The following is a 333-nucleotide window of genomic DNA, read 5'->3' as shown; positions in this document are numbered from 1 at the left end:
GGACAGGAACGCCGTCATGCCAGCCACCACACGGCGAGCGCGCCTACAAGGAGCAGCGCGCCGATGACCCAGGGCAAAGCCTGGCGTAGCAGTTCGGTGAAGACCTCGACCATTTTGTAACCTCATTTCGACCAGTGGAATCTGTGGGCGAGCGCATACCAAGCCTCGGCGGCGAGGCTGAGCGCCAGGCCGACGGCGGTTTCGAGCGCCATCTGGATATCGGGATCGGCAGACAGCGCCGCCGCATCGCCGGCGCCGAGAAGGCCGCGTGCGACGAGGACGCCGGCGCCATAGCGCAGGACGATGCGGATGATGACGGAAATCATTTGCAGA

General features: G+C 64.9%; 1 protein-coding gene. It reads right to left on the bottom strand.

Going from position 1 to position 333, the window contains the following annotated elements; all coding sequences use genetic code 11:
* Positions 1-122: 122 nt before the first annotated feature.
* Positions 123-333, bottom strand: a 211-nt coding sequence (locus EN857_RS33810; RefSeq protein WP_245521685.1) for a hypothetical protein, incomplete at its 5' end; no start/stop codon positions are given.

Source organism: Mesorhizobium sp. M4B.F.Ca.ET.214.01.1.1 (assembly GCF_004791545.1).
Classification (GTDB): Bacteria; Pseudomonadota; Alphaproteobacteria; order Rhizobiales; family Rhizobiaceae; genus Mesorhizobium; species Mesorhizobium abyssinicae.
This window is presented reverse-complemented; position numbering and strand designations above follow the sequence as displayed.